Raw genomic sequence first — 486 nt, 5'->3', positions numbered from 1 at the left:
GCGGGGTGTCTCTGTGGACTCTCATGGGGCGCTCACCCAGATTGATTTGTGGGTGCCCCCGGCCCCGCGGCCCTCCCGGGCCACCCCGCCCCGGTGGACCGGCGGGGCTCCGGCGACGGACACGTGCGGCTGGCGTTCGTGCCCGAGGGCAGCGCGGCGGCCGGGGCGCTGGCCGAGGCTCAGGACCGTGGCCTGATGGCGGTCCTCCCACCCAACAGCTCGGCCGCCCTGCAGGCCTTCTCGGCTCAGATCGCCCCCGGGAGCCGCACCGCCGCCGGCCCGGCGGCCGGTCACGGGGCACGCCGGGGCGGTACGCGCCGGCGGGGGACCGGCTCTCCGCGTAGCGCACGCACCCCGCCGCGCTCCTGAATCCACCGCCTTCGCTCTGTCACCCCGGGCCACGTCGGCCCCGTCGGGCGGGCCCCGCGCCCCCGCGCCCCCGGGCGCACCGAGGCCCCGGGGGTGTCTCCCCCCCCCCCCCCCCCC

At 80.2% G+C, this 486-nt stretch carries 1 protein-coding gene; it reads left to right on the top strand.

Annotation, left to right across the window (positions count from 1 at the left end):
- Positions 1 to 93: 93 nt before the first annotated feature.
- Complete coding sequence (locus ACFW2E_RS46375) at positions 94 to 369, top strand: DUF6424 family protein (protein ID WP_384478069.1); 276 nt, start codon at positions 94 to 96, stop codon at positions 367 to 369.
- The last annotated feature ends 117 nt before the right edge of the window (positions 370 to 486 follow it).

This window comes from Streptomyces sp. NPDC058964 (genome assembly GCF_042741275.1).
GTDB lineage: Bacteria > Actinomycetota > Actinomycetes > Streptomycetales > Streptomycetaceae > Streptomyces.
The sequence above is the reverse complement of the archived record's forward strand: the minus strand, read 5'-3'. Positions and strand labels throughout refer to the sequence as shown.